A 25569-nucleotide genomic window follows, 5' to 3' on the forward strand; every position below is an offset into this window, starting at 1 on the left:
GTCGCGACGGACGAGGACGCCCTCTCGGCTTCGTTCGAGCAGGGAGGACCCCGTCCGCAGGAACGCCGCCGAACTCGGCTCCTGCCGCGGACCGTGCTCGGCGATCGCCGTGGCCCGTCGGCCGGGGACGGAGCGGGCGGAGACCTTCACGGCCGAGCGGTCGGGACGGCTGGTGCAGCGCTTCCGGCCGGCGCCGAAAGCGTGACGAGCCGGATCAGTCGATGTCGTTGAGCATCCAGGTGGACAGGGCGGTGTCGAAGATCCGCCGGGCGTCCGACCAGTAGCGGTCGCGCTCGGTGGTGTAGATCGCGTACTCGGTGCCGTCGTCGGCGATGTAGCTCTGGTCGATCGCGTGGATCGTCTCGCCGCTCTGCTTGTCCTCGTACGTGTACTCCCAGATCGCGCCCTGGAGTCCCCGGAAGGTGTTGGCACCGAGCTGCAGCCGCCGGTAGTTCTTCTGGTTGGCGTCGGCGGTCCGCTCCAGGTTCTGGAAGTTCTCGTACGAGGTGTACGGGGCGTTGCGGATGACGCCGACCTTCAGCTCGGCCCGGCCGGTGGAGCCCGCGTACGTGATCTGGTGGTTCTTCTCGCTCTCCCGGTCCCACTGGACCGGGACGGCGAAGGAGAAGCCGGCGCTGTCGGAGACCATCCGGTAGCCGTCGGGGACGGTGGGCGCGGCGGGGGGCGTGGTCACGGATGCGGTGGGGGACGTGGTCGGGGACGGCGCCGGGCCGGCTTCGGGGGACGCGCTGTCACCGCTTTCGGACGCCGCGGGTCTGTCGTCCTCGGCGGCTGCCGCGGGCGGCCGCTGGTTGTCGCTGCTGTCGTTCTCGAGGAACAGGACTCCGGCGGTGACGCCGCCGCCCAGCACGACGGCCGCGACAAGGGTCACGCTCCACACGACGACGGAGCGCCTGCGGGCGGCGGTGGCGGTGGCCGGCGCCGCAGGCCCGAGGTGTACGGTCCGCGGATCGTACGGGAGGTACGGGGTGGGCTGGGGAGTGGCCGTGGGGACGGTGGTGGGCGGTGTCCGGGGCGGGGGGTTCCAGGCGGGAGGCCGAGGCTGCGTTCCCGGGGCCCACGCCGGCGCCGGAGCCGTTGTGCCGGCCGGACGACCCACCAGCCGCAGCAGATGCGGCGCCACCAGCACCGCTCCTCCCACCCAGAGCAGCCCGAAGAGCAGCGCGTCCGGCACGCTCGGGGCGATCTCCGCCATGCCCTGACCGCCCACACCGGCGACATCGCCCGAGAGCTCCGCGGACACCCCGCTGAACCCGGTGAGCAGCAGATACAGCACGAGGAACAGCCCGCCGGCGATGGTGTGTTCACGCCGGTCCGCCGAGCGGCGGGCGGCCGACACACCGGCGTACAGCGCGCAGACGACACCGGTCAGCACCGCACCGGTCACCGCCCACCCGTTCACCGCGTCGCCCAACTCGGAGAGTCCGAAGCCGCCGTGCTCCGTCCCGGAGCCGAACCAGCCGAACTCGCCGCGCACGTCGTACTCGACCGGGGCGCCCCAGCTCACCCCGAGCACCGCCAGCCCGATGTTGGGCAACACCGGCAGTGTGAGCAGCATCGCCGTGCCGTCCACCCCGTCGACGTCGGCGTACGCGACGAACCCGATCAGCGCGCAGAGCGCGACGACCGCTCCGAGCGCCCGGACCGCCGTGCCCGTCGCACGGACCACGGCATGCGCGGCAGGGCGCTGCGCCAGCCACTGGGCCGCCGCGTCCTGTTGCAGGACGCCGCCGGTGACGAGCAGCGAGAGCACGAGCGCGCCGAGCGCCGCGAGCAGCGGGGAGGACGAGACCGAGACCCCGGCGATGTCCGGCTGGGCGAACAGTCCGAGGACCAGGATCGCGCCGGTGACCAGGGCGCTGATCCGCACCGCCGCCTCCATGCCGCCGCCCTGCTTACGGGCCGCCCTGGCGGCGAGCAGCAGCGCACCGACCCAGAGCACGGTGACGGTGAGCGGTACGAGGGAGAGCGCGGCGCCGGCCTGTCCGGTGGTCCCGTAGCCGGCGCCGAACGCGTCGGAACCCCCGGATCCGTCGGAACCGGAGCCGTACGGCGACCCCGGCCCCTCCGCCCGTAACTCGAAGCCGCCGCCGAACGCCTGGAGCAGCATGGCGAGCGCGATCCGCAGGCGGTCGCTCCAGCCGACGACGACCTCGTCGCCCTGACCGTACGAGGGGATGGCCAGCGCCACCGCGAGCGCCAGGATCAGCCCGGTCGGCCAGGCGGCCGCCTTCGACGAGCCCACCCAGTCGCCGCGCATCGCCCGGCCGAGGAACTCCCCCGCGGGCGACGGCCGGACGGGTGCGTGACCGGGCGGCGCCGGTCGGGGTGCGTGGCCGGGCAGCGGGGCCATGGGCGGCAGCGCCGGAGGAGCCGGGTTCGCTGCTCCCGCCGCGGTCGGCTGTTCTCGCCCGCATCTCATGCAGAAACGCGCCCCTTCGGGCGCGGCGGTTCCGCAGTGCGGGCAGTAGGACGACGGCATGGGAGGACTCCGGCGCGGCGACGGGGACACAGAGAACCGGTGACACACGGAAACGGAGAAAACGCGTGCCGTATCAACGGACACATCTTCCCGCCCACCGGTTCCCGCATTCACCGAACGCGGCAACTTCCGTCCGGCGAAGGGGATCGCCCCGGTTCATCGTGGCCGCGCCGCCTCCGGAGCACCTCCGGACCACCACTGCACCGCCGCGTCCCGACCGGCGCAGGCGTCAGGGGCGTACGCCCCGGTGCAGTGCCACCACACCGCCGGTGAGATTGCGCCAGGCCACCTTCGACCAGCCGGCCTTCTGCAGCAGCTCGGCGAGCCCGGACTGGTCGGGCCAGGCGCGGATGGACTCGGCGAGATAGACGTACGCGTCGGGGTTGGACGACACGGCACGCGCGACCGGCGGCAGTGCCCGCATCAGGTACTCGGTGTAGACCGTGCGGAACGGCGCCCAGGTCGGCTGCGAGAACTCGCAGATCACCACCCGGCCGCCCGGCTTGGTCACCCGGTACAGCTCACGCAGCGCGGTATCCGTGTCCTGGACGTTGCGCAGCCCGAAGGAGATCGTCACCGCGTCGAACGTCTCGTCGCGGAACGGCAGCTTCGTGGCGTCGCCCGCGGTGAACGGCAGCCAGGAGTGCCGCTTCTTGCCCACCTGGAGCATCCCGACGGAGAAGTCGCACGGCACGACGTACGCGCCGGTCGCGGCGAACGGCAGCGAGGACGTCGCCGTGCCCGCGGCCAGGTCGAGGACCTTCTCCGCCGGGCGGGCGTGCACCGCCTTCGCGACCTCCTTGCGCCACAGCCGGGCCTGGCCGAGCGACAGCACATCGTTGGTGAGGTCGTAGTTCGCCGCCACGTCGTCGAACATCGAGGCGACTTCGTGCGGCTGCTTGTCCAGGGATGCTCGGGTCACCCACCCATTCAAGCAGCCCGGCCGGCGGCGCCTCGCGCCGGTCGGCACCCGGCCCGCCGGAATTCGGCCTCACCCTGGTCGGGCGCCTGCTGGGCACGGCGACGAGACCTGTCCGGAACTCAGCCAGGACGGTGAGACGCCTACCGTCGCCGGTACACCAGCCGCCCGCCCAGCACCGTGGCCACACACGCCCCCGCACCGGCCGCGCAGAGCGCCGCCTCGTCCGGTACGTCGAAGACCGCGAGGTCGGCGCGGCCTCCGACGGTGAGCGGGCCGTGCGCCGAGCCGGGCAGGTCGTGCCCCTCCGCGAACGGGTCCAGGCCGGGTTCACCGACGAGGATGCCGGGGGCGCCGACGGCCGATACCTCCGTCAGCCCCGAACGGGCGACGGCGGCGCGGACGGCCGGGTCGTGGAACCGGCCCGCGAGATGCGTCGTCCCGTGCCGCAGCATCTGCTGCAGCCCGCGCCGTACGCTGCCCGCCCGCCGGGTCGCGTCCATCCCGGCGGCCAGCCGCTCGAACGCCTCGCCCCACAACGGCCGGTCGCCGAGCTCGTCCGCCTCGCGTGGGTCGGGGTGGTAGCAGCGGGTGAGCAGCCACAGGCCGTGCCACTGCCGCAGGCCGGGGGTGATGACGCCGGGCCACCGGCGGACCCGGGCCGTCGGGTGGGCGGCCATGACGTCGTCGAACGGGCCGAGGGCGACGATCCGGTCGCCCTCCACGGCCACAGCGCCCTGCGCAACGGCAGCCGCGCCGACCGGAAGAACCAGCGGCGCGGCATGAACGGTCAGCAAAGGGGCCTCAGTTGGCGTTCAGGAGCTTCAGCTCCGGATGCGCGGTGCCACCCTCGATCGCGGTGGACGAGATGTGCGAGACGACGCGCTCGTCGACCGGGTCGTTCGCCGGGTCGTCGTGGACGACGAGGTGCTCGTACGTCGTGGCGCGCTGCGCCGGGACCCGGCCCGCCTTGCGGATCAGGTCGATGATCTCCAGCCGGTTGGAGCGGTGCTTGGCGCCCGCCGAGGAGACGACGTTCTCCTCCAGCATGATCGAGCCGAGGTCGTCGGCGCCGTAGTGCAGCGACAGTTGACCGACCTCCTTGCCGGTGGTCAGCCAGGAGCCCTGGATGTGCGCCACGTTGTCGAGGAAGAGCCGGGCGATGGCGATCATCCGCAGGTACTCGAAGAGCGTGGCCTGCGTCCGGCCCTTCAGGTGGTTGTTCTCCGGCTGGTATGTGTACGGGATGAACGCGCGGAAGCCACCCGTCCGGTCCTGTACGTCGCGGATCATCCGCAGGTGCTCGATACGCTCGGCGTTGGTCTCGCCGGTGCCCATCAGCATGGTGGAGGTGGACTCGACACCGAGCCGGTGCGCCGCCTCCATGATCTCCAGCCAGCGCTCGCCGGACTCCTTGAGCGGGGCGATCGCCTTGCGCGGCCGGGCCGGCAGCAGTTCGGCACCGGCTCCCGCGAAGGAGTCGAGACCGGCGGTGTGGATCCGCTGGATGGCCTCCTCGACGGAGACCTTGGAGATCCGGGCCATGTGCTCGACCTCGGAGGCACCCAGCGAGTGGATCACCAGCTGCGGGAACGCCTTCTTGATCGCGGAGAAGTGCTCCTCGTAGTACTCGACGCCGTAGTCCGGGTGGTGCCCGCCCTGGAACATGATCTGCGTGCCGCCGAGTTCGACGGTCTCCGCGCAGCGGCGCAGGATGTCTTCGAGGTCGCGGGACCAGCCCTTGGCGGTGTCCTTCGGCGCTGCGTAGAAGGCGCAGAACTTGCAGGCCGTGACGCACACGTTGGTGTAGTTGATGTTCCGCTCGATGATGTACGTCGCGATGTGTTCCGTACCGGCGTAGCGGCGGCGGCGCACGGCGTCCGCGGCCGCACCCAGTGCGTGCAGCGGTGCCGAGCGGTAGAGGTCGAGTGCCTCCTCCGGAGTGATCCGCCCGCCCTCGGCGGCTCGGTCGAGGATGGGCTGGAGGTCGGCCTTCTCGGTCACCGGGCTGTCACCTTTCGGCGGTTTTTCAACGGATCTACGGACCGGTTCAGCGTACGCCAGCCCCTGTCGGGGTCAGCGGCCGGACCGGCTGAGCGTGCCGTACGGCAGTCCCGCGCCCCTCTCCTCGGACCTGAAGCGCAGCGTGCCGTCGCCGGCCAGGGTGAAGACGACGTCGGTGGTGGTGCTCGTGCACAGCCCGGCGGTGTTGGGGCGGTCCGGATCGGTGCGCTCCCGGAGCGTCAGTTCCTTGGCGGTGCCCGAGGAGAGCCGGGCGATGCTGTTGCAGCTGACGGTCACTCCGAGGGTGGAGACCGTGGTGTTCATACGGACGACGTCCGTGCCCTTCTTCCCCTCGGTGAACACGGCGGTGAGGTCGCCGTGCGGCTGTCCGGTGGTCTTCTCGGTCAGCGGCCCCTTCCAGGTGCCGACGAACGACTTCGGCAGGGCGGTGACCTGGTGGGCGCCGCCCTCGTCCGTCGGGGTCGACGGCCGGGTGGCGGATGTGGTGGGCGGGGGCTTGGCCGCACCGTCGTGCTCCCCGGCCCCGCCGACACCGCCACCGCCACCCGGCAGCAGATCGAACAGGAAGGCGCTGCCCACGGTCACGGCGGCGAGCGCACCCGCCACCGCGAGGGCTACGGTGCAACTGAGCCTGCGGCCGCGGTTCCGGTCGGGGCGGGCGGGACCGGAGTCGGCGCCGACGGTGAGGGAGAAGCGCGGCTCGGCGGCACGGGGGCCGGGCAGCCCGCTCGAGGCGCCCCCGACGGCCCCACCCGGCTGACGCGTCCGAGGAGGGAGGGCCGGCTCGATCGGCGGCCCGAACGCCCCGAGCACCCCGCCGGCCCGGCCCACGGACCGCGCCCCGTTGCCACCCGGTGTCCCGTCGGCCTGGCCGTCGAGGAACGCATTGCTGAACGGCACCGGCCCCGACTGCACGGGCGCGTCCTGCGGCTCCAGGTCCAGCAGTGCCACCGCGGCCCGGCTGAGCTCACGCACCAGGGTGCCGGGCAGCCAGCCCGCCGCCACCCGCGCGGCCGCCCCGTCCGGGGCCAGCTGCCGGGCCAGCTCCGAAGGAGTGGGCCGGAGCGCGGGGTCCTTCGCCAGACACGCGGCGATCACCTCCCGCAGCTCACCCTCGATCTCACCCAGCTCCGGTTCCTCGTGCACCACCTTGTAGAGGAGCACCGCGGAGGAGTCGCCGAGGAAGGGTGCGAGGCCCGTCGCCGCGTACGCGAGTACCGCGCCGAGCGAGAACATGTCGGCCGCGCCCGAGATGTCCAGACCCCGGATCTGCTCCGGTGCCATGTAGCCGGGCGAGCCGACCGAGACGCCGGTGGAGGTGAGCGAGGCGGTGGCGTCGATGGCGCGGGCGATACCGAAGTCGATCAGGCGGGGGCCGTCCAGGGCGAGCAGCACGTTGGACGGCTTCACGTCGCGGTGGATGAGTCCCTGCCCGTGCACGGCTGCCAGCGCCTCCGCGAGTCCGGCGCCCAGGGTCCGTACCGACTGTTCGGGCAGCGGCCCGTGCTCGGCGACCGCCCCCGACAGCGGCGGCCCGGCGACATAGCCGGTGGCCACCCACGGCACGGGCGCGTCCGGATCGGCGTCCAGGACGGGCGCCGTCCACTGCGCCCCGATCCGCCGCGCCGCGTCCACCTCGAGGCGGAACCGGGCCCGGAACTGCTCGTCGAGCGCGAAGTGCGGATGGACGACCTTGACCGCGACGGTGCGTCCCCCCGCGCTGCGCCCCAGATAGACCCGGCCCATGCCGCCCGCACCGAGCCTGCCGAGCAAACGGTAGGCGCCGATGGTGAGCGGCTCGCCGGCTTCCAGCGGCTGCATATGGACTCCCCCTGTGGACCGGCCGGACCTCCGACCGAAGCCTAGGGGGCGAAGGTCATGCGGTCACAGAGAAAGCCTCCGCCGATTTCGCCCCTAAGGGAACGAACAGCGGTTTTCGACACAGCAAAAGGCGCGAATGTGTCGTTCACCCGAACGATTCCTGCACTCGACCAGGACTGCCCCCGGGCGCCATCCGCTTTTCGGGTACGGCGTGCGGGGTGACCTGTCGCGGCATTCGCGGCATTCGCCGGAAGGGAATCCCCAGGAGGGAATCCCCCGAACCGGGCAATAAATACCGGGCTATAAATAACGCCGGTACGGGCAGGGCGGCCGGGAAGGGCAGAAGAAGGTTCAGGATTCACCCATTGCCCGGCCCTTTCCCGTCCGCACGGATCAGTGGTCGAGCAGCTCGACGTTCACATCCGCCGGGAAGCCGCTCGTCGGCCCCGTCCGGCGCGCGAACTCCCGCACACCCTCCAGCTGGGCCGCCCCGAAGCGGAAGTCCAGCGTCGTGAAGTAGCGCTCCAGCAGCTCCGCGTCGAAGACCTCCCACCGCGCCGCGGTCTCCGAGACCTTGGTGACCTCTTCCAGGGACAGGTCGCGCGAGGCGAGGAACGCCCGGTGGACCTCGTTGACCATGGCCGGGTGGGTGGCCAGGTAGTCCTTGCGGGCCGCCCAGACAGCGAAGACGAACGGCAGCCCGGTCCACTCCTTCCACATCTGCCCGAGGTCGTGGACCTGCAGGCCGAGCCGCGGCGCGTCGTGCAGCGAGGCGCGCAGCGCGGCGTCGCCGATGAGCACGGCGGCGTCCGCCTCCTGCATCATCAGGCCGAGGTCGGGCGGGCAGGTGTAGTAGTCCGGCGAGACCTCGTAACGCTCGGCGAGCAGCAGCTGGGCGAGGCGTACCGAGGTGCGCGAGGTGGAGCCGAGCGCCACCCGGGCACCGTCGAGCTCCTCCAGCGGCCGCTGGGAGACGATCACGCATGACATGACGGGCCCGTCGCAGCCGACCGCGATGTCGGGGAAGGCCACGAGCTGATCGGCGTTGCGCAGGTACTCGACCAGGGTGATGGGGCCGATGTCGAGATCACCACGGACCAGCTGCTCACTGAGCTTCTCCGGGGTGTCCTTCGACAGCTCCAGGTCGAGCAGGGTTCCGGTCCGTGCCAGGCCCCAGTAGAGGGGGAGACAGTTCAGGAACTGGATGTGGCCGACGCGCGGCCTGCTGCGACGGTCGTCGCCTGCTGCGGGAGAGACGGTTGAATTGTCCACATCGCGAGGCTAGACCCGCGCGCGGAACCCGGTGCCACCGGGGCTCGGAGGCTCACCCGATCCCGCTCCCCCCGACCGCCTCGGACCGGTCCGCGGCGACTCCCCCGGGCGCCTCCCGAGCACCCCCGGGACCCTGTGTTCGTCAGCTCATCGGCACGGCTATCAAACGTCCGAGTGAAGTGATCTTTCCCTCTACCCCTGGGCACATGCTGCGTGCTAGGCTCATCGCCAAGTTGCAGTTTGGTTTCCCTTGCAGTACAGAGCCTGCGGAGCATGTAACCCGCAGGCTTTTGTAGTTTTCAGACTTCTTTGCAGGTTCTGGAGCAGGGCAACCCTTTGGCCCAAGGAGGGCTTATGGCTACCGGAACCGTCAAGTGGTTCAACGCTGAAAAGGGCTTCGGCTTCATCGCCCAGGACGGCGGCGGCCCGGATGTCTTCGTTCACTACTCCGCGATCAACGCGTCCGGGTTCCGCTCCCTCGAGGAGAACCAGGTCGTGAACTTCGACGTCACTCAGGGGCCGAAGGGCCCGCAGGCTGAGAACGTCACCCCGGCCTAGTTGCCCGGGTCGGCCGATCGCGGCCGGCATGCAGTACCCAAGGAGCCCCGCTCCTCCGCTTCGGCGGGGAACGGGGCTCCTGCCTTTTGCCGCCCCGTCGCGGTGCCGGCGCCGGTGACGGGGGGCTTGACCTTGACACCGTGTGAGGCCGTGCACTGGGAGACATCATGTTCACCATCGGAGACTTCGCCAGGTACGGACGGGTGTCGGCCCGGATGCTGCGTCACTACGACGCCATCGGACTCCTGCCTCCCGACCGTACCGACCCCGCCACCGGCTACCGCTTCTACGGCGCCGCCCAGCTCGCCCGCCTCAACCGCATCATCGCGCTGAAGGATCTCGGCTTCACGCTCCAGCAGGTGCAGGCCGTCCTCGACGACCAGGTCGGCCCCGAGGAGTTGCGCGGAATGCTGCGGCTGCGGCAGGTGGAGCTGGAGGCCGCCATGGCAGCAGCGGCGGCGCGGCTGGCGCAGGTCGAGGCGAGGCTCCGGTCGATCGAGAGCGAGGGGCACATGCCCACTGACGAGGTTGTGGTCAAGACCGTTCCGGCCGTACGCGTGGCGGAACTGACCGGGACGGCGGCGAGCTATCAGCCGCAGGACATCACTCCGGTGATCGGACCGCTGTACGACCGGCTGTTCCCGCTGCTGGAGGCGGCCGGGATCAGGCCCACCGGCCCCGGTGTCGCACGGTACGAGGACGCATCGGACGGCAACGGCACGATCGTCGTGCACGCCGGAGTGACGGTCTCGGCGCCGGTCGGCCCGGTCGGCGACACCGGTGTCACGGTGCTGGAGCTGCCCGCGTTCGAGGCGGCGACCATCGTGCACCGCGGCTCGATGGACGGCGTCCTGATCACCGAGCAGACGCTGGCCCGCTGGCTGGACGCCAACGGATACCGGTCGCTCGGCTACACCCGGGAGATCAATCTGGAGTGCCCCGAGGACAAGGACAAGTGGGTGACCGAGCTCCAGGAGCCGGTGACCAGGGCCTGACCCACGGCACGCGGGGCCCGCCGGAGACGGTGGGCCCCGTGCCGTGCCGCCCGGGGGGACTGTGCGTCACGCCCCGGGCCCCGCCCACAGTCCGTCGTCCGTCAGTCCCAGAAGGTCGATCGCGTTGCGGCGCACGATCCGGTCCACCACGTCCGGATCCAGGTGCCCCATCTGCGCCTCGCCGACCTCGCGGGACTTCGGCCAGGTCGAGTCCGAGTGCGGGTAGTCCGTCTCGTACAGCACGTTCCCGACGCCGATCGCGTCCAGGTTCCTCAGCCCGAAGGCGTCGTCGAAGAAGCACCCGTACACATGCTCGGTGAACAGCTCCGACGGCGGCCGGTGCACCTTGTCGGCGACGCCGCCCCAGGCACGGTTCTCCTCCCAGACAACGTCGGCGCGTTCCAGGATGTACGGGATCCAGCCGATCTGGCCCTCCGCATACATGATCCGGAGGTTCGGGAAACGTTCGAACTTGCCGCTCATCAGCCAGTCGACCAACGAGAAGCAGCAGTTGGCGAAGGTGATCGTGGAACCGACCGCGGGCGGGGCGTCGGCCGAGGTGGACGGCATCTTCGAGGAGGAGCCGATATGCATCGCGATCACGGTGCCCGTCTCGTCGCAGGCCCGCAGGAACGGATCCCAATCGTCCGTATGTATCGACGGAAGGCCGAGATGTGGGGGTATCTCGGAGAACGCGACGGCGCGCACCCCGCGCGCGGCGTTCCGCCGGACCTCGTCGGCGGCGAGCTGCGCGTCCCACAGCGGGACGAGGGTGAGTGGAATCAGCCGGCCTGCCGCCTCGGGGCCGCACCACTCCTCGACCATCCAGTCGTTGTACGCGCGCACGCCGAGCAGTCCGAGTTCGCGGTCCTTCGCCTCGGTGAACGTCTGCCCGCAGAACCGCGGGAAGGTCGGGAAGCACAGTGCTGACTGGACATGGTTGATGTCCATGTCGGCGAGTCGCTCCGGCACCGAGAACGAACCCGGGCGCATCTGCTCGTACGTGATGATTTCGAGCTTGATCTCGTCCCTGTCGTAGCCGACCGAGGTGTCGAGCCGGGTGAGCGGCCGGTGCAGATCCTCGTACACCCACCAGTCACCGATCGGGCCGTCGTCACCCTTTGCACCCATGACCGGTGCGAACTTGCCGCCCATGAAGGTCATTTCCTTCAGCGGGGCACGGACGACGCGCGGGCCGCGGTCGAGGTACTTGGACGGGAGCCGGTCCCGCCAGACATGAGCGGGCTCCACCGTGTGGTCGTCCACCGAGATGATCTTCGGGAAGGTCTCCATGCGTACCACGGTAGCGCCGATCTGACGAACCGTCAGCTACCTTGACCGGGGCCCCGTTCCGGATCGTTGTCGAGGGCTTGTGCAGAGAGTCACCCACTGCTGACGTGTCCGCCCATGACAAGGCAGACTGTTGAGCGCGATAGCAACGGTAGGGCGTAATCCGGATCCACCCGGCGCACATGGGCGCACCAGCGGGCATTTCGGGCAGAAGCACCAGCGGGACCGGCAGGACTGGCGGGGCGAGCAGGACAGGGGGCATCAATGGACCGTGACAACGGGCCACGCGTGCGTGTTCCGGAGCAGCGGGCTCCGCAGCAGCAGACGGCCGACACCGACCTCCGCTTCGCCGTACTCGGCCCGGTACGCGCCTGGCGGGGCGGCGAACCGCTGCCCTCGGGCTCACCGCAGCAGCGAGCCCTGCTGACCGCCCTGCTCCTGCGCGACGGCCGCACGGCCACCGCCGCCGAACTCATCGACGCCATCTGGGGTGAGGAGCCGCCGTCCCAGGCGCTCGCCGCCGTACGGACATACGCTTCCCGGCTGCGCAAGATCCTCGACCCGGACACGCTGATCAGCAACGCCGGCGGATACGCGATACGGACCCGGCCCGACGCGCTCGACCTCACGGCGGCCCAGGAGCTGACCGCGGACGCCGAGAAGGCGCGGGCCGGCGGCGACCGGTCCCGGGCCCGCGCCCTGCTCAACGAGGCGCTGGCGCTGTGGGACGGCGAACCGCTGGCCTCCGTCCCGGGACCGTACGCGGAGAACCAGCGCACCCGGCTGGAGGAATGGCGGCTCCAGCTCACCGAGGCCCGGCTCGACCTCGACCTCGAGCTCGGCTGCCACGCGGAGGCCGTCTCCGAACTGACCGCGCTCACCGCCGTGCACCCGCTGCGGGAGCGGCTGCGCGAACTGCTGATGATCGCCCTGTACCGCAGCGGCCGTCAGGCGGAAGCACTCGCCGTGTACGCCGACACGCGTCGGCTGCTCGCCGACGAACTCGGCGTGGACCCGCGCCCGGAGCTCTCGCAGCTCCAGCAGCGGATCCTGCAGGCCGACGAGGAACTGGCCCACCCGGCCGACGAGGAGGCGCCCGCACCCGCCGCCGTCCGGCCGGCCCAGCTCCCCGCCACGGTCCCGGACTTCACCGGCCGCGCCTCCTTCGTACGCGAACTGAGCAACCGGCTGGCGACTGCCGAGGGTTCGGTCATGGCGGTGTCGGCGCTGGCGGGAATCGGGGGCGTCGGCAAGACGACGCTGGCCGTGCACGTCGCGCATCAGGCCCGCCCGCACTTCCCGGACGGCCAGTTGTACGTCGACCTGCAGGGCGCGGGCGCCCGCGCCGCCGAACCGGAGACGGTCCTGGGCGCCTTCCTGCGGGCGCTCGGCACCGCGGACTCGGCGATCCCCGACTCCCTGGACGAACGGGCGGCGCTGTACCGCTCCACGCTCGACGGCCGCCGCATCCTGGTCCTCCTGGACAACGCCCACGACGCGGCGCAGATCCGCCCCTTGCTCCCCGGCACGGCGGGCTGCGCGGCCCTGGTCACGAGCCGCGTCCGCATGGTCGACCTCGCGGGCGCGCACCTGGTGGACCTCGACGTGATGTCCCCCGAGGAGGCGCTCCAGCTCTTCACCCGGATCGTCGGCGAGGAACGGGTCGGCTCGGAGCGCGAGGCGGCCCTGGACGTGGTGGCCGCGTGCGGCTTCCTCCCCCTCGCGATCCGTATCGCCGCCTCCCGCCTGGCCGCCCGCCGCACCTGGACGGTCTCGGTCCTGGCGGCGAAACTCGCCGACGAGCGCCGCCGCCTGGACGAACTCCAGGCGGGCGACCTGGCGGTGAAGGCCACCTTCGAACTCGGCTACGGCCAGCTGGAACCGGCCCAGGCCCGCGCGTTCCGCCTGCTCGGCCTGGCGGACGGCCCGGACATCTCCCTGGCGGCAGCGGCGGCGCTGCTGAACCTGGAGGTGCACGCGGCGGAGGACGTACTGGAGTCCCTGGTCGACACGTCACTGCTGGAGTCGGCGGCGCCGGGCAGGTACCGCTACCACGACCTGGTGCGGCTCTACGCGCGTGCATGCGCGGAGCGGGACGAACAGCCACCGGTCGAACGGGAGTTGGCGCTGTCGCGACTGCTGGACTTCTACCTGGCCACGGCGGCGGGGGTGTATGCGCTGGAGCGGCCAGGGGAGCGGGTACTCGACCACTTCTCGCGCACCGAGTATCCGGGGCTGACTGTGCAGGTGCGAGAGACCGCCCTCGACTGGCTGTTCACCGAATCCAGCGGACTGCTCGCCTGTGCCCGCCAATCGGCCTCCATCGGAATGTCGAGGCGCGCCTCCGACCTGCTCATGGCCGTTGTGGACCTGGGCGAGTCGGGCGCGAATTCACACCAGTTCGCGGCCGCCGCCATGGCCGTCAGCGAGGCTGCCGGCACCGCGGGGGACGCCCAGGCGGAGGGCCGTGCGCGCACCATGCTCACTCATGCTCTCAGCGTCTCCGGACGCTTCGCCGAAGCCGAGATCCAGGCTCAACGGGCACTGGCCCTCGGGCGGTCGGCCAGGGATCCGGTCTCTTTGGGGCAGGCCCCCAACCAGCGTGGCATCATCGCGCTCTACGAGAACCGTCACACCGACGCGGAAAGTCATCTCACCGAAGCACTGGCAGCCTTCAGGGCCGATGGCAACAAGCCGGGCGAAGCAGCCGCCCTGTGCAATCTGTCTCGCGTCCACCTCGCAACGGGCCGAACGATGAGCGCCGTGGACCTTGCCCAGCAAGGCGTCACCATCTACGAGCAGGACACCACCGGCCTGGCTCTTCGCCTCGCCAACGGAAAGTACGCACTCGGCCTTGCCCTCATGGGTACCGGACTGGCCTCACGAGCCGAGGCCACTCTGAACGAGGCGCTGCACGTCTTCCGGGACAGCCGCCAGCAGTTGTGGCACGGCATGACACTGTTCCGTCTGGCCGAGGTGCACCTGGGGAATCGGCAGCCGGCTCGGGCCGCGTCCCACGCGGAGCAAGCCCTGGCCGTGCTCAGGGGTATCGGCGGCGAATGGCGGCGCGCCAACGTCCTGACCGTGCTGGGACGAAGTCTGGCCGCAATCGGGCAGACCGACCGGGCCCGAGTCTGCTGGCGCGAGGCTCTCTCAGCCTTTGAGGAACTCGGCTCCCCCGAAGCCGAAGAGGTGCAGGCGCTGCTGCACCCGACACATGTGGCCGGGGCGGCCTGACGGTCGTTCATCAATCGTTTATCGCCGCACGGCACTCTCTGACCTATCGATCCGCCGCGTCGGGGGGCAGACGGGTCGGCGAGTGGCCTCACCGCTAGGGTGAACGGCCCTGGAATGCCCGCCCGGCGATCCACGGGGGAATCGCCGGGCGGGCTTGCCCATCCATTACACCCACTCTTTTCAGGAGTTGACCTTCATGGCCGACAACACCGGGAACCTCAAGCCGACGGACGCGCACGCCACCGGCGAGGAGATCACCACCCTGGACGCACACGCAACGAGCGAGCCGCTCAAGCCGCTTGACGCCCACGCGACGAGCGAGCCCGTCAAGCCCACGGACGCACACGCGACGAGCGAGCCGGCCAACTAGGGTCTTTCGTTTGGATCAGGCTGGATCAGGGAGCGGGGCCCGGTGCGTGCCAGGCCCTGCGAGCCCAGCGTGATCCGGACGAGAGGCCCGAGGGCCTCACGCACGGGGGACGGCCGCGGCGGCGCGGAGGGGGAGCCGTCGCGGCCGCTGGCATGTCCGCGCACCGGTCACCGTAATCGCGTCAACGTTCGACCTTTTCGCGCCGACGGGGTCCCACCATCGTCCCCCTGTCACTACTGTCACTTCACGCCCGGAAGCTCTCTCCTCACACAGGAGTTGCAATCCGAGGTGAGGACCGCCGCCGCCCCGACAGCCGGGCCCTGACCACCGCGAGCGCGACGCCGATGGCCTACTTGTGGTCATGCAGCCCCAGCCGCTCCGGAGCCCCGGCTCAACGTGAGCGGTCAGGCCCCCGTTCGCCCCCGCAGCTCCCCCTTCACCACCTTGCCGCTCGCGTTCCGCGGCAGCTCGTCCACGAACTCCACCGTCCTGGGGACCTTGTAGTTCGCCATCTCCCGCCTCGACCAGGCGATCAGGTCGTAGGCGGTGAGCGTCGCGCCCGGGCGGCGGACCGCGTATGCCTTGCCGACCTCGCCCAGCCTGGGGTCCGGGATGCCGATCACCGCCACGTCCGCCACGTCCGGGTGCAGGCCGAGGAGTTGTTCGATCTCCGCGGGGTACGCGTTGAAGCCGCCGACGATGAACATGTCCTTGATCCGGTCCGTGATGCGCAGATTGCCCGCCTCGTCGAGGATGCCTACGTCTCCTGTGTGGAGCCAGCCGTCCGGGGTGATGGCGGTGGCCGTGGTGTCGGGGTCCTCGAAGTAGCCCTGCATCACGTTGAAGCCCCGGACCAGGACCTCGCCCGGGGTGCCGGGAGGCGCCACGACGCGGATCTCCGTGTCGGGGATCGCGCGGCCCGAGGTGGAGGAGATCACGTCGGGCCGGTCGCCGCGGCGGCACATCGTGACGATGCCGCTCGCCTCGGAGAGGCCGTACGCCGTGAGCACCGTCGCGATGCCCAGCTCCGTGCGCAGGCGTTCCACCAGTTGGAGGGGGACGACCGCCGCACCCGTCACCACCAGGCGCAGGGCCGAGAGGTCGTGCGTGGCCCGGGCCGGGTGGTCCAGCAGGGACTGGTGGAGGGTGGGCGGGCCGGGGAGGACCGAGATGCGTTCGGCGGCGATGTTGGCGAGGACCGTGTCCACGTTGAACACCGGCTGCGGGACCATCGTCGCACCCCGCATCAGGCACGCGATGATGCCCGCCTTGTAGCCGAAGGTGTGGAAGAACGGGTTCACGATCAGATAGCGGTCGCCCTCGCGCAGGCCCGCCAGCTCGCTCCAGATCGCGTAGCAGCGCAGCGTCTGGGCGTGGGTGATCACGGCGCCCTTGGGGCGCCCCGTGGTGCCCGAGGTGTAGATGATGTCGGAGGGCGAGGAGGGGGTGATCGCGTCCGCTCGTGCCCGCACCTCCGCCGGGGAGATCCGCTCGCCCGTCGCCAGGAAGTCCTTCCAGGTGACGTAGGACTCGGGGGCCGCGTCCGCCAGCACCACCACCCTTTCCAGGTGCGGGAGTCCCACATCGGCCCGGCGCAGCGACGCCACGTAGGACGTGCCGAGGAACGTGCCGGTGACGAAGAGCAGTTTCGCGCGGCTGCGCCGCAGGATGTACGCCGCCTCCGTGCCCTTGAAGCGCGTGTTGAGAGGGACCAGGACCGCGCCGGCCGTGACCGCCCCGAGCGCCGAGACGATCCAGTCCAGGGTGTTCGGCGCCCAGACCGCGACCCGGTCCCCCGGCTCCACGCCCGACGCCATGCACGCGGCGGCGGCTCGCTCGACGCGGTCGCCCAGTTCGGCGTACGAGATGCGGGTGCGGCCCTCGACGACCGCCTCCCGGTCCCCGTACCGGCGCGCTGCCGTCCGTACCAGCCCCGGGATGCTGCCCCATTCCTCGTCGCCGCGCATCGCATGCCCTCCCGCCCGAACCGCAATAGCTGACTATCCGTCAGATTAGCTGTAGCCTCTGCGGCTGTCAGCAGTCATGACGATCGCGGAGGTGGCGGATGGCGACGCTCAAGGACGTGACGGCGATAGCCGGTATCGGGCAGACGGCCTTCGCGAAACGACTTCCCGAGTCCGAGAAGACCTTGGCCTGCCGGGCGATCGTCGCGGCCCTCGACGACGCGGGCATCACCGCGTCGGAGGTCGACGCCTTCGCCTCCTACACGATGGAGGAGACCGACGAGGTCGAGGTCGCCAAGGCGATCGGGGCCGGCGATGTCACCTTCTTCTCCAAGGTCGGCTACGGGGGCGGGGGTTCGTGCGCGACGATCGCGCATCTCGCCGCCGCCGTCGCCACCGGACAGGCGAGCGTCGGGGTCGCGTGGCGCTCACGGAAGCGCGGCTCGGGGCCGAGGCCCTGGAAGAACACCGCCGTTCAGCTGCCGACCCCCGCCCAGTGGACCCGTCCGTACGGCCTGCTGCGGCCCGCCGACGAGATCGGGATGCTCGCGCGGCGGTACATGCACGAGTACGGGGCCACCCGCGACCATCTCTTCAATGTCGCGCTCGCCTGCCGCAACCGCGCCAACCAGAACCCCGACGCGGTGATGTACGAACGCCCGCTGACCCGCGACATGTACATGAGCTCGCGCTGGATCAGCGAGCCACTCTGCCTCTTCGACAACTGCCTGGAGACGGACGGGGCGCTGGCCTGCGTCATCGTCTCCGCCGAGCGGGCCCGCGACTGCCGGCGCAAACCCGTCTACATCCACTCCGTCGCCCAGGGCCTGCCCGCCCAGCACCACGGGATGGTCAACTACTGGAACGACGACCCGCTCACCGGGCCCGCCTGGACGGCTGCCCGGCAGCTGTGGAAGCAGGCCGACTTCGGTCCGGACGATGTCGATGTCGCGCAGATCTACGACGCGTTCACCCCGCTCATCCCGCTCTCCCTCGAGGGCTACGGCTTCTGCGGTCGCGGCGAGGGTGCCGCGTTCACCGAGGGCGGGGCTTTGGAGAGCGGCGGCCGGCTGCCCATCAACACGGGCGGCGGCGGACTCAGCGAGGGGTACGTGCACGGTTTCAACCTCATCAACGAGGGCGTGAAGCAATTGCGCGGCACCTCCACCGCCCAGGTACCGTCCGCCGCCACCTGCCTGGTCACCGCCGGTGAGGGCGTGCCCACCTCCGCCGTACTGCTGAGGAGCTGACATGGAATCGCTGTTGCTGCCCGTCGTCGACGAGGACGGCGCGCCCTTCTGGGAGTACGCCGCCCGGGGCGAACTCCGCGTCCAGGCGTGCGCCGCCCCCGACTGCGGCAGGCTCCGCTTCCCGCCCCGGCCCTGCTGCCCGCACTGCCGGTCGTTCGAGAGCGAGTGGCGGGCGATGAGCGGGCGCGGGCGCATCTGGTCGTACGTGGTGCCGCATCCGCCGCTGCTGCCCGCGTACGCCGCACAGGCCCCGTACAACGCCGTCGTCGTCGAGCTGGCCGACGCCCCGCACATCCGGCTGGTCGGCAATGTGGTCAGCGGGCCCGACGCGCCGCTGAACTCGGTCGATCCCGAGAGGTTGCGGATCGGGGCATCGGTGAAGGCGGTCTTCGCGCCGGTGGGTCCTGAGTCGACCGTGGTCCGCTGGCAGTTGGAGCGGTGAGGGGCGAGAGGCCCGCGACGAGGGGACGCGGATGACGGTGCGGACGGAGACCGACAAGGAGACCGGGGTCGCGCTCGTCACCCTCGACCGGGCCGAGCGGCTGAACGCGATCGATCTGGCGACGGCCGACGAACTGGCCGGTGTCTGGCGGGCGTTCCGATTCGATGACGACGTGCGGGCCGTCGTCGTGACCGGCGCGGGCGGTCGCGCCTTCTGCACGGGGCTCGACCGCGACGTGGAGGTGCCTCAGCCCTCGTCCCCGTACACGATCGACGATCCGCTGATCGCGATCGGGCCGAAGGCGAATGACCTGTGGAAGCCGGTGATCGCCGCCGTGGAGGGGATGGCGTGCGGCGGGGCGTTCTATCTGTTGGGCGAGTCGGAGTTCGTCGTCGCGTCCGAGGAGGCGACCTTCTTCGACCCCCATACGACGTACGGCATGGTCAGCGCGTACGAGGCGATCCACATGGCGCAACGGATGCCGTTCGGGGAGGTGGCCCGGATGTCCCTGATGGGCACGGCCGAACGGGTGACGGCCCGCCGCGCCTACGAGACCGGGCTGGTCAGCGAGGTGACGGTGCCCGGTGGCGCGGTGGCGGCGGCGGTGCGGGCGGCGGGCGTGATCGCGTCGTATCCGACCGAGGCGGTACAGGGGACGGTACGGGCGGTGTGGTCCGCGAAGGAGGCCGCGAGGGCGCAGGCCCTGGCCCATGCCCCGCAGCTGATCGCTCTCGGGAACCTGCCGGTGGAGCGGCAGGGGGAGCTGTTCAGGGGGCGAGGGCGGGGCAACGGGGAGTTCCGGCTGCGGTGAGGCGCGGCCGGAACTCCCGGTCGCGGTGAGCCGGAACCCCCGTCGCTGCGGTCAGTAGCTGAGTTCGGCCTCGGCCCGGCACCTCTTCACCCGGGACACCTTGCTCGGGCTGTCCATCCGCACGGAGACGGTCGCGCTGTCGACGCCCGTCAGCTCCACGTTCGCCTCGCCTGTGTCGACGGTGTTGCCGCGCGCGTCGAGGAAGGTGACATCGACCGTGTACGTGTGCGTGCCGAGTTCGCTCGAGGCGACTCGGACGGTGGAGGAGGTCACGGCTCGCCGCTTGCCCTTGCGGGGCTGGGCGCAGCGGAGCACGGTCACCGTGGGCGCGTCCGTGGCCGTGGCACCGGGGGTCGCGGTCTCGTAGTCGGAGCTGCCGGACGAGCTGCTCGACGAGTCGTCGTAGATGTCGTCGTCGTAGTCGTCGTGGTGGTAGCTGCCGTTGCTCTTCTTGGAGTTGGAGCAGCCGCCTCCGCCGCTGCTCGAACCGTGGCTCCTGCTGCCTCGGCTCTTGCCGCCATGGCTCGACGCCGAGAATCCGGTGAGTGCGAGCACCACCACGACCAGAACCGCCGAAAGTTTCAGATGCTGCCGCATCATCGATGCAGCCCCCCTTGATTTGTTGTCATGTCGCTGTCCAGCGACCGCGCGACACCGTAACGCATGGCCCGTGCAGGAAGAGGTGCAAGGCCGGTCCGTCCCTGGTGGCGAGGGCCGACGGCCGGGCGTAGCGTCGACGCCGAGAGCGGTGCAGATCCCCGACGCCGATCCGCACACCCGACGGAGGCCGACGATGATCCGCAACATCCTCGGCTCGATCGTCGCTCTCGCAGGAGCGGCGGCCGTCGTGCTGAGCCCCTTCCGTGACTGGTACGACGGCCGTCTCGGACGTCATTACCGGGTCGCGGACCTCTTCAACGGCATCAGTGGCGCGCGGCCGGGACCGTTGGCGTCGATCTGGCTGCCGTTTCTGTTCGCGGCCGCCGTGGCGCTGGTGGGCCTGGTGCTGCGATCGCGGCTGCTGGTCGCCTGCGCGGGCGTGATCGTGCTCGGCTTCACCGTGCTGTGGATGGTGCGGCAGGGACAGGTGGGCGGGAGCCTGACGGTGGCGTCGGACGGGTCCGGGCTTCAGCTGGGGGTGGCGTACGCGGCGGGCGGCGGGGTGCTGCTCCTGCTGGGCGCGCTGCTGATGTCGGGACGGCACGGCAGTGGCGGCCGCCTCGGCCGAAGGGCCCATAACCAGCCGTACGCGGCGCCGGGGTCGGAGGATCCGGACACCTGGCCGCCGACGCAGGAGCCGGGACCCTCGGTGCAGACGAGTCCGTGGCCGGAGCCGGAAGTCGACCCGTACACGGGTCCGGACACGCACCCGAGGCACCAGGACACGGCGCCGTACCCCGTGCAGGATGAGGGCCCTGACACACGACGCCCTCCCCAGGCGTGACGCGTCCCCGGTGCGGGGTTCCGTCCTCGAACGCCGGACGGGCGGGAGGCGTCCGCCGAGTGGCCGCCCCTACGTCCGCGCCCTGTTCCCCGTACCCGTTCCCTTCAGCGCGTCCAGCGCGTACACGCAGCGGTCCTTGCTGCACGCGTACACCACGCCTCCCTGTGCCACCGGTGAACCCGTGATCTCACCGCCCGTCGCCAGCTTCCACCTCAGCTGACCGCCCGCCGCGTCCAACGTGTAGAGCACGTGGTCGGCGGAGCCGAAGTGGACCCGGCCGTCGGCCACGACCGGTGCGCCGACGACCTCGCCGCCCGCGGCGAAGCGCCACTTCGGGGTGCCCGTCACGGCGTCCAGCGTGTAGAGCGCGCTGCCGCTGCCGACGTGGACGTTGCCCGCCGCCACCAGCACCGGTTCGATCGACTGCCGGGCCTCCGTCGCGATGCGCCAGCGGTCCTTGCCGGTCGTCGCGTCCAGCGCGTACACCGTGCCGAGGTAGTCGGCCAGGTACACCCCGCCACCCGTGACCGCGGGGCCCGGTGCGAAGGCCGGCGGGGAGAGGAAGACCGCGGGCGACTCGAAGTGCCAGCGCACCCGGCCCGCCGCGATGTCCACGGCGAGGACCCGGGTGCCCGCGGCGATGTACACGTGCCCGTCCGGCGCCGGGGTCACCCGGACCGGCACGCCGCCGCAGGAGGCCGCGTCGCCGATCGGGTACGACCAGCGCTCGATGCCCGTGCGGGCGTCGACGGCGCGCAGCCGGGCGTCCTGCCACAGGTACACGGTGCCTTCGTGGATCGCCGGCCCGGCCTCCGCCGTCTCGAAGTCGGTCTGTACGCCGCTCGTCTCCCACAGCTTCTCGCCGGTGGACGCCTCCCACGCCTGGACGCCGCCGCCACGCGTGCCGGTGACGACCGTGCCCCGGTCGGCCTTGAGGGAGTACACCCAGGCGTCCGTCTGCAGCCGCCACCGCTCGGCGCCGGTCAGCGCGTCCAGGGCGTACAGCGAAGGGCCGTCGGAGCCATGGATGCGGCCGCCGTCGAGCGCCATCGACCAGGCCACGTCGCGGGTCTTGAACTGGCGCCGGCCGTTGCCGACGTCCAGCGCGTGCACCTCGAAGGACGTCACGTACAGCAGGTCCCCGGCGACGACCGGCGTGCCCCACACGTCGTTCGACATCCGGAACCGCCAGGGCCGCCAGCGGTCCGGCCCGGCGGGGGCCGCTTCAGGGGCGTGCGCCGGCGCGGGTACGGGTGGGGCGGCGACCGGGGCCGTGCCGTTCAGCCCGGCGGGCGGGCGCACCCAGCCCGTCGCGGGACCGGCCTCGGCGCCGGCCATGGCACGCACGTCACCGGCGCGCGGCCCGGGCCCGATCGACACCTTCGCGCCGCTCAGCCGCACCGGACCGCCCCCGTCCGGAGCCTGGACGGGCGACCGGGAGAGGGAGGGTGCGGGGGACGGGGATCTCAGGTCGGCGCCGCTGCGCCACGCCGGCTCCCAGTCCGCGCCCGGCGGGCGATGGGGCGGTGGGGGCGGCGGAGCAGGCGCCGGCGCGGGTGCGGACGCCACGGGCGCCGCCGTACGCCCTCCACCGCGCCGCTGCTCGATCATGGCCGTGGCCGATGTCGGCAGCCAGGCCGACGCCGTACCGCTGTCGTCGCTGCCGGAGGCGAAGAGGTGCGGGGCCAGCTGGGCCTGCAGATCGGCGGGGCTGGGCCGCAGCGCCGCGTCCATCTGCATGCAGGACTCGATCAGGGGCCGCAGATCGTCGGGCAGGCCCTCCACATCGGGGCCCTCCCGCAGCAGCATGAAGACCGTCTCGACCGGGTTGGCCCCATGGAAGGGCGCATGCCCGGTGGCGGCGAACACCAGCGTCGAGCCGAGCGAGAACACATCGCTGGCGCCCGTCACACTGCGCGAGTCCCGCGCCTGCTCGGGCGACATGTAGGCGGGGGTGCCGACCGCCACGTTGGTCATCGTCAGCCGGGTGTTGGAGACACCGGACGCGATCCCGAAGTCGATCACCCGCGGGCCGTCCTCGACCACCAGCACGTTCGACGGCTTGAGGTCGCGGTGGACGAGGCCCGCGCCATGGATGGACTGCAGGGCCTCGGCGATCCCGGCGGCCAGCCAGCGCACCGCCTGGGTCGGCATCGGACCGCACTCATTCACTATTTCCTCGAGCGAGGGAGCGGGCACGTACGCAGTGGCCAGCCACGGCACGGCGGCGCGCGGATCGGCGTCCACCACGGCCGCCGTGTAGAACCCGCTGACCGCCCGGGCGGCCTCCACCTCACGCGTGAAGCGGACCCGGAACAGCTGATCCTCGGCAAGTTCTGTACGTACGGTCTTGATCGCCACCCGTCGGCCCGACGCCGAACGGGCGAGATAGACCAGCCCCATGCCGCCGGCCCCGAGCCGTCCCAGTACCTCGAACGGGCCGATCCGCCTCGGGTCGTGCTGCGTCAGCTGCTCCACCACTTACCTGCCACCTCCCCGTACGGACCTCAGCAACAGAAGCCCGCGAAAAACCGCCCCGTGCAGGGTCTCACCACTGGGCACCACCCGGCGGTGCGCACCCCGATTGTTCCTGGCTGAAGCGATGGTTGCGAACCCGGGGGCGGATCGGGGTGTCACATGTCACTCTGCCCTCTATCGGGACACCGGGGGCTGAAGTACGGCGAACTCGGCACCCTGATTGTCGTGCAGGACCGCCATCCTCCCGTACGGGATGTCGAAGGGCGGCACGGAGACCCGGCCACCGAGGTGGGCGCCGGTCTCGGCCGTGGCGTCGCAGTCCGCGACGGCGAAGTAGTTGAGGAAGTAGCTGGGCATCTCGGCCGGGAACGCGTCGGTGATGACGCTGCGCCCGCCGATCGCGGTGTCGGGGCCCGGTTCGCTGCCGGCCGGGGACCACATCCGGAAGTCGACCCCGGGCACGTCTTCGTCGGAACCGCCGGTGCCGGACTCGGGTGTCTCGGATCGGGGGGCCTCGGGCTCACCCGTCCCGGACCCAAGGGTCGCGGGCTCACCGGACGTGTCCGCGCCGGCCCCGGTCGTGCCCGCCCCGCCGGTTCCGGGCTCCCCCGTGCCTGGCTCGCTCCTGCCCGGCCCGTCTGCGTCGGCCGAGCCGAGATTCGTTCCGCGGAACCCGAAGACCTGCTCGTAGAAGGCGTCCACACGGTCCTTCTGCCGGGTGTACACCTCCGTCCAGCAGAAGGATCCCGGCTCGTTCTGCTTCTCGAACCCGCTGCGGTCCCCCGCCTGCCAGAGCCCGAAGACCGCGCCTCCGGGATCGGCGGCCTGCGCGAGGACGCCGGCGCCGCCCACCCTGACGGGCTCGGTGATCACCTGACCGCCCGCCTGCCGGATCCTGGTGACGGTCGCGACGATGTCGTCGGTGGCGAAGTAGATGCCCCACGCGGTCGGCATCCGGCCGTCCTGCTTGGCGGCCAGTGCGGCGACCAGCTTGCCGCCGCTGAGCGCATCGGCACGGGGACCGCCCCTGTCCACCTCTTCACCGGCCCGGAAGGTCCATCCGAAGAGCTCACCGTAGAAGCGCTTGCCCGCTTCGAGGTCGGGGAGCTGCACATCCACCCAGCACGGCGCGGAGTGCGCGAATGCGGCCATGGGCCCGGATCCTTCCGCAGTAGTGACGCTCGTCACACCCAAAGTAGCCGCGCGCCGTCCGCACCGCGCCGCGACGAACCGTCGAACACGGCCTCGATGGCGGAGCGCCTTACCCATCGCGTCACGGAAAGTTATCCACGGAAGTTGTCCACAGGCTGTTGATAACACAATTCAAGCTGTGGATCGGATCCACCGAAATCCGGCCACTCCCCCCACACCACCCCACCGCACCTGCGGACCTCCCCATTTGCAGTCGGCCGAATCGCGCTCCGATCACCCCTCGGTAAGCTGACGGCATGACAGGACAAGTGCGCACCGTCGACGGCCGCGTGGCCGGTCGACGCGGACAGGCGACGCGGCAGAAGCTGCTCGACTGCCTCAGCGAGATGCTCAGCTCCTCGCCGTACCGGGACGTCAAAGTCATCGACGTCGCCCGGAAGGCAGGGACTTCACCCGCGACCTTCTACCAATACTTCCCCGACGTCGAGGGCGCCGTCCTCGAGATCGCGGATGAAATGGCCAAGGAGGGCGCCGGGTTGACGGAACTGGTCGCAGGACGCTCCTGGGTCGGCAAGTCCGGCTGGCAGACCGCCGAAGAACTCGTGGAGGGGTTCCTCGACTTCTGGCGGCGCCACGACGCGATCCTGCGCGTGGTCGACCTCGGCGCGGCCGAGGGCGACAAGCGGTTCTACAAGATCCGCATGAAGATCCTGAACTCGGTCACCAACTCCCTTACGGATTCGGTGAAGGACCTCCAGGCCAAGGGCAAGGTCGACAAGGACATCAGCCCCGCGGCGATGGCGGGCTCGCTGGTCGCGATGCTGGCCGCGGTCGCCTCGCACCAGAAGGGCTTCCAGACCTGGGGTGTGAAGCAGACCGAACTCAAGCCGAACCTGGCGCTGTTGGTGCACCTGGGCATCACCGGCAAGAAGCCGACGAAGTAGCGCCCCGGCTTCCCCCTTCCGCTCCGGGCACCGCACGGCCATCCGGGCTGCCCACGTCCTGTCGCGCCGACGGCGGACCACACAATGTGGTCCG

The 25569-nt window shown here is 71.1% G+C and carries 20 protein-coding genes and 1 pseudogene; 9 read left to right on the forward strand and 12 right to left on the reverse strand.

What is annotated here, in order from left to right:
• Positions 1 to 214: 214 nt before the first annotated feature.
• From OG963_RS20635 to OG963_RS20665, 7 genes and pseudogenes are all read right to left on the reverse strand, one after another.
• Entirely contained in the window at positions 215 to 2374 is a 2160-nt protein-coding gene (locus tag OG963_RS20635) for a hypothetical protein (protein WP_371800369.1), read from the reverse strand.
• 57 nt (positions 2375 to 2431) lie between these two features.
• Positions 2432 to 2503, reverse strand: a pseudogene (locus OG963_RS20640) (zinc-ribbon domain-containing protein); the annotation flags it as partial.
• A 229-nt stretch (positions 2504 to 2732) separates the two neighbouring features.
• Positions 2733 to 3425 (reverse strand): demethylmenaquinone methyltransferase, encoded by a 693-nt coding sequence (locus OG963_RS20645; RefSeq protein WP_093931129.1) that lies wholly within the window; start codon positions 3423 to 3425, stop codon positions 2733 to 2735.
• 140 nt (positions 3426 to 3565) lie between these two features.
• Positions 3566 to 4219, reverse strand: coding sequence for a hypothetical protein (locus OG963_RS20650; RefSeq protein ID WP_030926350.1), 654 nt, complete (start codon positions 4217 to 4219; stop codon positions 3566 to 3568).
• 7 nt (positions 4220 to 4226) lie between these two features.
• Entirely contained in the window at positions 4227 to 5426 is a 1200-nt protein-coding gene (gene mqnC, locus OG963_RS20655; protein WP_093778148.1) for a cyclic dehypoxanthinyl futalosine synthase, read from the reverse strand.
• 72 nt (positions 5427 to 5498) lie between these two features.
• Positions 5499 to 7268 carry a serine/threonine-protein kinase gene (locus OG963_RS20660; RefSeq protein WP_371799309.1) on the reverse strand — a complete coding sequence of 590 codons (1770 nt, stop codon included), beginning with the start codon at positions 7266 to 7268 and terminating at the stop codon, positions 5499 to 5501.
• 393 nt (positions 7269 to 7661) lie between these two features.
• Positions 7662 to 8540 carry a menaquinone biosynthetic enzyme MqnA/MqnD family protein gene (locus OG963_RS20665; protein ID WP_030926355.1) on the reverse strand — a complete coding sequence of 293 codons (879 nt, stop codon included), beginning with the start codon at positions 8538 to 8540 and terminating at the stop codon, positions 7662 to 7664.
• A 354-nt stretch (positions 8541 to 8894) separates the two neighbouring features.
• Here OG963_RS20665 and OG963_RS20670 point away from each other — a divergent pair, with 354 nt between their 5' ends.
• A complete protein-coding gene (locus OG963_RS20670; protein WP_003967102.1) occupies positions 8895 to 9098 on the forward strand; it encodes a cold-shock protein in 204 nt (67 codons plus the stop codon).
• Positions 9099 to 9265: 167 nt separating this feature from the next.
• On the forward strand, positions 9266 to 10093 hold the full coding sequence (locus tag OG963_RS20675; protein WP_030926356.1) for a MerR family transcriptional regulator: 828 nt from the start codon (positions 9266 to 9268) through the stop codon (positions 10091 to 10093).
• Positions 10094 to 10159: 66 nt separating this feature from the next.
• On the opposite strand, the gene OG963_RS20680 is transcribed toward OG963_RS20675, so the two are convergent.
• Positions 10160 to 11386, reverse strand: a complete 1227-nt coding sequence (locus OG963_RS20680; RefSeq protein ID WP_093778337.1) for an amidohydrolase family protein — start codon at positions 11384 to 11386, stop codon at positions 10160 to 10162.
• Positions 11387 to 11647: 261 nt separating this feature from the next.
• Between OG963_RS20680 and OG963_RS20685 the strand changes: the two genes are divergently transcribed.
• Both OG963_RS20685 and OG963_RS20690 read left to right on the forward strand, forming a co-directional pair.
• The gene (locus tag OG963_RS20685) at positions 11648 to 14620 is read left to right on the forward strand and encodes a BTAD domain-containing putative transcriptional regulator (RefSeq protein ID WP_371799310.1); all 2973 of its coding nucleotides are present in this window, start codon (positions 11648 to 11650) and stop codon (positions 14618 to 14620) included.
• A 196-nt stretch (positions 14621 to 14816) separates the two neighbouring features.
• Entirely contained in the window at positions 14817 to 14990 is a 174-nt protein-coding gene (locus tag OG963_RS20690; protein ID WP_177309358.1) for a hypothetical protein, read from the forward strand.
• 404 nt (positions 14991 to 15394) lie between these two features.
• Here OG963_RS20690 and OG963_RS20695 read toward each other — a convergent pair whose 3' ends face one another.
• Positions 15395 to 16957 carry a FadD3 family acyl-CoA ligase gene (locus tag OG963_RS20695; protein ID WP_362271657.1) on the reverse strand — a complete coding sequence of 521 codons (1563 nt, stop codon included), beginning with the start codon at positions 16955 to 16957 and terminating at the stop codon, positions 15395 to 15397.
• Between the two features lie 98 nt (positions 16958 to 17055).
• Between OG963_RS20695 and OG963_RS20700 the strand changes: the two genes are divergently transcribed.
• Genes OG963_RS20700 through OG963_RS20710 form a run of 3 tightly spaced genes read left to right on the forward strand, consistent with a single transcriptional unit; the run spans position 17056 to position 19457 of the window.
• Positions 17056 to 18204, forward strand: coding sequence for a lipid-transfer protein (locus OG963_RS20700; protein ID WP_371799311.1), 1149 nt, complete (start codon positions 17056 to 17058; stop codon positions 18202 to 18204).
• A gap of 1 nt (position 18205) precedes the next feature.
• On the forward strand, positions 18206 to 18646 hold the full coding sequence (locus OG963_RS20705) for a Zn-ribbon domain-containing OB-fold protein (RefSeq protein ID WP_093778160.1): 441 nt from the start codon (positions 18206 to 18208) through the stop codon (positions 18644 to 18646).
• A 31-nt stretch (positions 18647 to 18677) separates the two neighbouring features.
• Positions 18678 to 19457, forward strand: coding sequence for an enoyl-CoA hydratase/isomerase family protein (locus OG963_RS20710; protein ID WP_371799312.1), 780 nt, complete (start codon positions 18678 to 18680; stop codon positions 19455 to 19457).
• A gap of 51 nt (positions 19458 to 19508) precedes the next feature.
• Here the strand turns inward: OG963_RS20710 and OG963_RS20715 are convergent, their stop codons facing one another.
• On the reverse strand, positions 19509 to 20057 hold the full coding sequence (locus OG963_RS20715; RefSeq protein WP_371799313.1) for a hypothetical protein: 549 nt from the start codon (positions 20055 to 20057) through the stop codon (positions 19509 to 19511).
• Between the two features lie 193 nt (positions 20058 to 20250).
• Between OG963_RS20715 and OG963_RS20720 the strand changes: the two genes are divergently transcribed.
• Complete coding sequence (locus OG963_RS20720; RefSeq protein ID WP_371799314.1) at positions 20251 to 20901, forward strand: hypothetical protein; 651 nt, start codon at positions 20251 to 20253, stop codon at positions 20899 to 20901.
• A 69-nt stretch (positions 20902 to 20970) separates the two neighbouring features.
• On the opposite strand, the gene OG963_RS20725 is transcribed toward OG963_RS20720, so the two are convergent.
• Positions 20971 to 23382: a PQQ-binding-like beta-propeller repeat protein gene (locus OG963_RS20725; RefSeq protein ID WP_176902363.1), complete on the reverse strand. Its 2412-nt coding sequence runs from the start codon at positions 23380 to 23382 to the stop codon at positions 20971 to 20973.
• 171 nt (positions 23383 to 23553) lie between these two features.
• Positions 23554 to 24531 (reverse strand): VOC family protein, encoded by a 978-nt coding sequence (locus tag OG963_RS20730; RefSeq protein ID WP_371799315.1) that lies wholly within the window; start codon positions 24529 to 24531, stop codon positions 23554 to 23556.
• Between the two features lie 296 nt (positions 24532 to 24827).
• Between OG963_RS20730 and OG963_RS20735 the strand changes: the two genes are divergently transcribed.
• Entirely contained in the window at positions 24828 to 25475 is a 648-nt protein-coding gene (locus OG963_RS20735) for a TetR family transcriptional regulator (RefSeq protein WP_093931124.1), read from the forward strand.
• The last annotated feature ends 94 nt before the right edge of the window (positions 25476 to 25569 follow it).

It is taken from the genome of Streptomyces sp. NBC_01707 (genome assembly GCF_041438805.1).
Taxonomy (GTDB): Bacteria; Actinomycetota; Actinomycetes; order Streptomycetales; family Streptomycetaceae; genus Streptomyces.

What these genes read in the sequence shown, in the direction of transcription:
- OG963_RS20635 (WP_371800369.1), bottom strand. Translation starts at nt 2,374, where the DNA reads ATGGCCCCGCTGCCCGGCCACGCACCCCGACCGGCGCCGCCCGGTCAC.
- OG963_RS20660 (WP_371799309.1), bottom strand. Translation starts at nt 7,268, where the DNA reads ATGCAGCCGCTGGAAGCCGGCGAGCCGCTCACCATCGGCGCCTACCGT.
- OG963_RS20670 (WP_003967102.1), top strand. Translation starts at nt 8,895, where the DNA reads ATGGCTACCGGAACCGTCAAGTGGTTCAACGCTGAAAAGGGCTTCGGC.
- OG963_RS20675 (WP_030926356.1), top strand. Translation starts at nt 9,266, where the DNA reads ATGTTCACCATCGGAGACTTCGCCAGGTACGGACGGGTGTCGGCCCGG.
- OG963_RS20680 (WP_093778337.1), bottom strand. Translation starts at nt 11,386, where the DNA reads ATGGAGACCTTCCCGAAGATCATCTCGGTGGACGACCACACGGTGGAG.
- OG963_RS20685 (WP_371799310.1), top strand. Translation starts at nt 11,648, where the DNA reads ATGGACCGTGACAACGGGCCACGCGTGCGTGTTCCGGAGCAGCGGGCT.
- OG963_RS20690 (WP_177309358.1), top strand. Translation starts at nt 14,817, where the DNA reads ATGGCCGACAACACCGGGAACCTCAAGCCGACGGACGCGCACGCCACC.
- OG963_RS20695 (WP_362271657.1), bottom strand. Translation starts at nt 16,957, where the DNA reads ATGCGCGGCGACGAGGAATGGGGCAGCATCCCGGGGCTGGTACGGACG.
- OG963_RS20700 (WP_371799311.1), top strand. Translation starts at nt 17,056, where the DNA reads ATGGCGACGCTCAAGGACGTGACGGCGATAGCCGGTATCGGGCAGACG.
- OG963_RS20705 (WP_093778160.1), top strand. Translation starts at nt 18,206, where the DNA reads ATGGAATCGCTGTTGCTGCCCGTCGTCGACGAGGACGGCGCGCCCTTC.
- OG963_RS20710 (WP_371799312.1), top strand. Translation starts at nt 18,678, where the DNA reads ATGACGGTGCGGACGGAGACCGACAAGGAGACCGGGGTCGCGCTCGTC.
- OG963_RS20715 (WP_371799313.1), bottom strand. Translation starts at nt 20,057, where the DNA reads ATGATGCGGCAGCATCTGAAACTTTCGGCGGTTCTGGTCGTGGTGGTG.
- OG963_RS20720 (WP_371799314.1), top strand. Translation starts at nt 20,251, where the DNA reads ATGATCCGCAACATCCTCGGCTCGATCGTCGCTCTCGCAGGAGCGGCG.
- OG963_RS20730 (WP_371799315.1), bottom strand. Translation starts at nt 24,531, where the DNA reads ATGGCCGCATTCGCGCACTCCGCGCCGTGCTGGGTGGATGTGCAGCTC.
- OG963_RS20735 (WP_093931124.1), top strand. Translation starts at nt 24,828, where the DNA reads ATGACAGGACAAGTGCGCACCGTCGACGGCCGCGTGGCCGGTCGACGC.